General features: G+C 58.5%; 9 protein-coding genes. 5 read left to right on the top strand and 4 right to left on the bottom strand.

Translation table 11 applies throughout. The features are described from left to right. Positions 1-565: 565 nt before the first annotated feature. The 5 genes from ACWR1S_RS17210 (at position 566) to ACWR1S_RS17190 (ending at position 2,919) form a co-directional block, all read left to right on the top strand. A complete protein-coding gene (locus ACWR1S_RS17210; protein ID WP_454564339.1) occupies positions 566-928 on the top strand; it encodes a DUF6124 family protein in 363 nt (120 codons plus the stop codon). A 193-nt stretch (positions 929-1,121) separates the two neighbouring features. Continuing rightward, the gene (locus tag ACWR1S_RS17205) at positions 1,122-1,751 is read left to right on the top strand and encodes a nucleotidyltransferase domain-containing protein (protein ID WP_454564338.1); all 630 of its coding nucleotides are present in this window, start codon (positions 1,122-1,124) and stop codon (positions 1,749-1,751) included. Further along, positions 1,714-2,133: a hypothetical protein gene (locus tag ACWR1S_RS17200; RefSeq protein WP_454564337.1), complete on the top strand. Its 420-nt coding sequence runs from the start codon at positions 1,714-1,716 to the stop codon at positions 2,131-2,133. Before ACWR1S_RS17205 ends, ACWR1S_RS17200 begins: the two co-directional genes overlap by 38 nt. Positions 2,134-2,262: 129 nt before the next feature. Next, positions 2,263-2,568, top strand: a complete 306-nt coding sequence (locus ACWR1S_RS17195) for a type 1 fimbrial protein (RefSeq protein ID WP_454564336.1) — start codon at positions 2,263-2,265, stop codon at positions 2,566-2,568. Positions 2,569-2,679: 111 nt separating this feature from the next. Further along, entirely contained in the window at positions 2,680-2,919 is a 240-nt protein-coding gene (locus ACWR1S_RS17190) for a hypothetical protein (protein WP_454564335.1), read from the top strand. A gap of 104 nt (positions 2,920-3,023) precedes the next feature. Here the strand turns inward: ACWR1S_RS17190 and ACWR1S_RS17185 are convergent, their stop codons facing one another. The 4 genes from ACWR1S_RS17185 to ACWR1S_RS17170 form a co-directional block, all read right to left on the bottom strand. Then, positions 3,024-3,773, bottom strand: a complete 750-nt coding sequence (locus tag ACWR1S_RS17185; RefSeq protein WP_454564334.1) for a YkgJ family cysteine cluster protein — start codon at positions 3,771-3,773, stop codon at positions 3,024-3,026. Positions 3,774-3,856: 83 nt separating this feature from the next. Next, positions 3,857-4,183 carry a hypothetical protein gene (locus ACWR1S_RS17180; RefSeq protein WP_454564333.1) on the bottom strand — a complete coding sequence of 109 codons (327 nt, stop codon included), beginning with the start codon at positions 4,181-4,183 and terminating at the stop codon, positions 3,857-3,859. 156 nt (positions 4,184-4,339) lie between these two features. Then, complete coding sequence (locus ACWR1S_RS17175) at positions 4,340-4,798, bottom strand: GNAT family N-acetyltransferase (protein WP_454564332.1); 459 nt, start codon at positions 4,796-4,798, stop codon at positions 4,340-4,342. 27 nt (positions 4,799-4,825) lie between these two features. Further along, complete coding sequence (locus ACWR1S_RS17170; RefSeq protein WP_007916955.1) at positions 4,826-5,728, bottom strand: chemotaxis protein CheV; 903 nt, start codon at positions 5,726-5,728, stop codon at positions 4,826-4,828. Between the last annotated feature and the right edge of the window lie 272 nt (positions 5,729-6,000).

Raw genomic sequence — 6,000 nt, 5'->3', positions numbered from 1 at the left:
AGCAGGCGAGCTGACACTCGGCCTATTGAGTGGTTAAGGGCCAAGCGGTGTTCGGCTTTGGTTTGGTGTTGGATTTGCCCCTCACCCCAGCCCTCTCCCGAGGGAGAGGGGGCCGATTTGTGGGCCTTTCAAAATCTGAGTTCAACGCGGTATCGCACGTCGGCGTAGTTCTACCAAACAACTCGGTCAGTCCCCTCTCCCTCCGGGAGAGGGCTAGGGTGAGGGTTGGCTTTTGGCTGTTTAAAATTGTGTCAAATAACCAGAACCTTCCCACAATGTTTTCAGGTTGTCCGTCGGACGTGCGCTCTCTAGTCTTTGGTTGTCGCCGAAAACTCGGTGATCGGGTGTGAGAACCCTGAAAAATTAGTGATTCAGTCCATCAGTCCGCATAATTGCCGGCGGCTTGTCCGCTGCTTGCAAATGCTTCATGGCGGCTATGTGCGGGCAGACTTCGGTCTGGCCGGTTTCCTATTTTTCCGGTTTCTCACCCCGCACATAGCTGCCACCCACTTCGCCGCGTGAGAAACGGCAAGGGATGGCTCCCATTTGCAAAATAGGGTTTCCAATGACTAAGCCAGTTCCAGATCCACCCATCGATCCCACCACCCCACTCGAAGACGCCATCCGCGCCGACGACCAGATCAAAACCCGCGACGCCATCAAGCGCGCTCTCGATTTCTACCTCTGTCCCGAACCGGTCAAACCGCGTCAGCCCAGTACGATGTTCCTCATCCACCCGAACATCGACACCGAAAGCCTGCTGGCCCACGCCTGTGAATCGCTGGCTTCAGCCAATGTCATGGCCGGTGATCTGGCTGATCAGCTCTGTCGCCCGCAGCGCAGTACGGCGCTGGCGATCCAGCAGATCGTCATGCTCGCCGAGCTGGCGGTAAATCGGGCGCTGGATCGGGTTGATCCGCAAACGTAATCCGTCTGAACACCACGTCATCGTTCTTCGCGAGCAGGCTCGCTCCTACAAGGGGATCGCAATCCAAATGTAGGTGTGAGCCTGTTTGCGATGGCGATTGTTCTGTGGCCGCTGTCTCTGGAAACATTCGTAAGGTTGATAAGTCCCAAAAAGGGACCTATCGTTCCCTTTTTGGGACTCTTTGGCCTTCACAGTGGAAACTATCTCTCTAAGCGAAGCGCTGTTTACCACCACTCAACAAAAAGTGTTGGGTCTGCTGTTCGGTAAGCCTGACCAGACTTTCTATGCCAATGAGATCGCGCGCTGGGCGCGTGTTGGCAAAGGCAGTCTCATGCGTGAACTCGACCGTCTGCAGCGAGCCGGTGTGTTGCGCATGACAAGGGTGGGCAATCAGAACCACTACCAGGCCAATCCCGCCTGTCCCATCTATGCCGAACTACTGGGCATCGCCCGCAAGACGTTTGGTATCGCCGAGCCTCTGCGTCTGGCATTGCAGCCGTTTACCGAGCAGATCACTTGGGCGTTTGTCTATGGCTCCATCGCCAAGGACACAGCAAACACACTCAGTGACATTGATCTCATGCTGATCGGCGAAGGCCTGCACTACAGTGACGTCATGGAACGGCTCATGCCCATGGAGGAGCAATTGGGTCGTCCCATCAATCCGACGCTTTACACCCCGCAAGACTGGGCGGCGAAACTGGCTGCGCAAAACAGCTTTGTCGTGCGGGTAGTGCAGCAGGAAAAAATCGATCTGTTAGGGGCAAACCCTTTGGAGTCCAAGGATGGGCAGCAACGAGAGTCTGGAGAATCTTCTACGTAGCGGTGGGCTGAAAGCGGAGCCGCCGGATCGCAAGGAGTGCGAGGGCTTGATGCGCTCGGCCGTGGATCGGCTCAAGGATGCGCAAACTTCTACGTTGTCTTTTTCCAGCCGTTTCGATTTGGCTTATAACGCAGCGCACGCGTTGGCGCTGACGGCGCTCCGATTGAGTGGCTATCGATCGGATAAACGCTATCTGGTCTTTCAGTGTCTGGTGCATACGGCGCCTATCAGCAAGGTTCAGGTGCGATTGTTCGCGTTGTGTCATGAGCGGCGCAATCTTGCGGAATACGAAGGGTATATGGATGAGGATGACGCGCTTCTGGCGCAGTTGTTGGAAAGCGCCTCGCAATTGTTGAGTAACGTCCAGCAACGAATGAACTGATATCCGGCACGGCTTGCGATCCTGACTAATCTCTTAAAGATCCGCCTCTGTGAGCGGATACAGCTTGTATGGCTCAGGCCGCGCACGGCGCATATCTCTCTGGGCCGCTCAACCCGGGAGTGTCTTGAAATGAAGCTGAAAACCGCTCTGCCGTCTGTGCTTCTCTTGCTTCCACTCACAGCCTTCGCCGCGCCGGCCAGTCAATCCGGCGAGATCCGCTTCACCGGGCAAATCGTTGATTCGGGCTGTCAGGTCGGACCGGTCGGGGCGTTTGCGTCTCGTGAGTCTCGCCAGATCGAAATCAAGCCCGGCGTGAGCGTCGATGTCGACACTGAGCGCAACGCCTGCAGTCATCAGTCGCTGCCGATTTCCATGCGCTACGAAGCGCTGAAGACCTCGACCGACAAAGGCATTGTCATTATCAGTTACCTGTAAACCGTTCGGCGTGCGCTGCAAATCTTCAGGTGCCGAGCCATGGCGCACAGGTATACTGCGCGCCTTCGCGGCTCACTGATCGGGCCCGACTTTTTGCTTTCCGGAGCTTTTATGACTTCCCCGACCCTGCCGCCGGTTGACGACGCTGTGAGCGATGTCTTGGCTGAACTGGCCGATACCAGCGAAACCAAAGCCGATATCCCGGCGTTCAAATTTCCGTTCAAGCCGGGCGAACTGGCTTCTGCCAAAGGCTCGAATCAGCCGTGGTACAAGAACGGCGCCAAGAATGGCCACACCAAGACCCCGGGCATGGCGCCGCCGGGCACCCGTCGTTCGATGGGCAAGCGCTGAGTTTTAATCCCGCCTGCGCTCAACGCGGCGATTGATACTGCGTGTGCCGGACCTTTCGCTGGCTTGCCAGCGATGAGGCCCGGGCGGACGCTGAAGAAACTGGATCAAGCCGCCCGCAGCGAAATAAACGCATACGTCTGCGCGGGTTCGGTCACCACCTGCGCCCCGGCCGCCACCACTTGCCCGGCCACATCATCCCCGGACACATGAAACACCCACTCACTCGGAGCAGTTGCCAGCGGTTGCGCGGTCACCTGATCAATCACCGAAGCAAAAGCGCTCATATTCGGCAAGTACGCAGTAAACCCGTCACCCTTCAGCGCCGTGGTGCGAATCCCGAGCATCGCGCAAATCGCGTCCTTGATGCCGATGTCATCCCGATCCGCCTGGCGCGAGCGTTGAATCAACTCCACCAGTTCCTGATCCACCCACTCACCGCCGGCAATCAACACTGGCCCCTGCTCCCAAGACTCCGGCGGGCAGTCCTTGGCCGCAGGGTTGAGCGGGATATGCGGATTGATTTCCGCCGGATAAATGCGACACACCAATGGCCGCCGCTCGTAGATCCGGCACAACTTGTCTTCGTCAAGATTCCGACAGGGGCCGACGTTGTACGCGGCGAAGGTGATCGCCACATGGGCGTCTGTCGCGCCGCTGCGAACGACCGCTGAACGCCGTTCGGCATGTTCACGTTGCTGCGCCGGCAAACCCAGGCCATTACCAAGAAAGGCCTCGACCAACACGATCACCTGACCGCCATCCGCCGCCCACATGCGGGCTTCGGTCAAGGTCAGCGGGACATGGTGGTCGGTGCAGCATTTGCCGCAGCCTACACAGGAAAACGTCGTATTCATTGAGCGATCTGTCTTCAATCAGGGTGTGAAACGGTGGCGGAAAACCACCGCACAGGCGCCGATCGAAGCAAATTATGCGCCACTCACCGGGTTTTAACGGTCGGGCGGATCGAGTCCCACTCGGTGACGAAGGCGGTTTTCGACTGTTTGTTGTACAGGCACAGTTCGGTGCCTTGCTGACCTTTCATGTGTTTTTGCGGGTATTGGCCTTGCAGCAACACGGCGGTGTAGCCGACTCGGTCGTCGAATTGTGCGGGGGTGCCGACCGGTTTGGCGTTTTTCAGGCCACTGGCCTTGGTGCAGCTGGCGAGCACGGTTTTGTCGTAGGCGGCCCAGGCGTCGGGGCTGGAGGCGTGGGCCTGGAAGGCAAGGGCGGTGAGGCAGAGCAGGCTTAAGGTGATGGCTTTCATGGTGGGCGTCCTTGGTCGTGGGTGGCCAAGGTTTGAGTCTGCCTAAAGAGTTTTGTTGCCTGGGACACCGCTAAAAGATCGCAGCCTTCGGCAGCTCCTACATGAACATGCGGTTCCCTGCAGGAGCTGCCGAAGGCTGCGATCTTTTGACTTTAATCAGTCCGGCACCAACTCCCGGCGGACCACATACATCCCGGCACTTTCATACAAGCGCTGCGCCCGCTGGTTGTCCTCCAGCACTTTCAGATCAACAAACCCTTCGCGCCGTTGCTGAAATACCTTGAATGCATTGAGCAACAACGCCCGGCCCAATCCGCGGCCTTGCATGCGCGGATGCACCACCAGATTCTTGATATAGGCGCTGGTCCAGCATTGCGCCACACCGACCACGCCTTCGCCATCGTGGGCAATAAAGCACAGCGACGGATCGTATTCGGGATCGGTCTCGAATTGCTGCTGCCAAGTGTCCAGCGCCGGCACTCGGCCGCCGCCTTCGCGATAACCGAGTTGCATCAAATGATGCACGTCCGCCGCCATTTCGACGGAGTACGTACACAGTTCAATACCCTGAGGCCAATGCGCATCCGGCGCGTCCTTGCCCAGATCGCGCCGCATCAAAAAACAGTACGTCGCAGCCAAGACTCAGTGCCCGTGGGCGGCGACGTGTTTGGCCGCTTCGATCAGGCAGTGGGTCAGTTCCGGCGAGGAGAATTTGGTCAGCACGCCGTTCGCCCCGGCCAGACGCGCTTTTTCGCTGTTCATCGCGCTGTCGAGCGAGGTGTGCAGCAGCACGTACAAATGGGCAAAATCCGGGGTCTCGCGCAGGGTGCGGGTGAAAGCGTAGCCGTCCATCTCGGACATCTCGATATCGGAAACGATCAGGTTGATCTGTTGCGCCGTGCCTTGCAGGTCGAGCAGGCAGTCGATGGCTTCCTTGGCGCTGCGTGCGGTGTGGCATTGCAGGCCGAGGTTGCGCAGGGTGTGTACCGATTGCTGCAGCGCCACCTGGCTGTCGTCGACCACCAGAATCCGCGCGTTGCCGAGCACATCAGCGTCTTCCATGCTCAGGTCGGTCGGGGCCATTTCGATCTGCGCCGGGGCGATGCTGTGGATAACCTTTTCGATATCGAGCACCTGCACCAGCGTGCCGTCCACCGAGGTCACGCCGGTGATGTAGGCGCGCGAGCCACCGGAGCCGAATGGCGGCGGTTTGATGTCGGTGGTCAGGCAATGAACGATTTTGCTCACCGCCTGGACGTGCAGGCCCTGCTTGGAGCGGCTGACGTCGGTGACGATCAGGCAGCCGCCGTTCGGGTCTTCCAGCGGACGTTCGCCGATGGCGCGGCTGAGGTCGATGACCGACAGCGAGGCGCCACGCAGGGTGGCGATGCCTTTCACGTGCGGGTGCGACTCCGGCAGTTTGGTCAGCGGCGGGCAGGGGATGATTTCACTGACTTTCAGCAGGTTGATCGCCATCAACTTGCCGCTGCGCAAGGTAAACAGCAGAAGCGAAAGTGAGTCTGCGCGGGCTTTGGTGGAGGACATATGAACCTTCTGTGGAAAGGTGGTGGGCGAGGGTGCAAATCGCCAGAAACTATTGATGCCGGGTTATCGGCGTTAAAGGGGTGGGCTTTAGGTTAGTTGTCGGGTAGTCGGCTTGAGTTGATCGCTGATCTCTTGATCACTGCCCCTCACCCCAGCCCTCTCCCGGAGGTAGAGGGGACCGACGGAGGTGTCTGGCGTTGTACATCGACCTGAATGACCGAGTCGATTATGGATTCGGTAAAGATCGATCACGTCGGCGGAATTCTGCAATA

The sequence above is a fragment of the Pseudomonas sp. AIG genome, assembly GCF_977020205.1.
The sequence above is the reverse complement of the archived record's forward strand: the minus strand, read 5'-3'. Positions and strand labels throughout refer to the sequence as shown.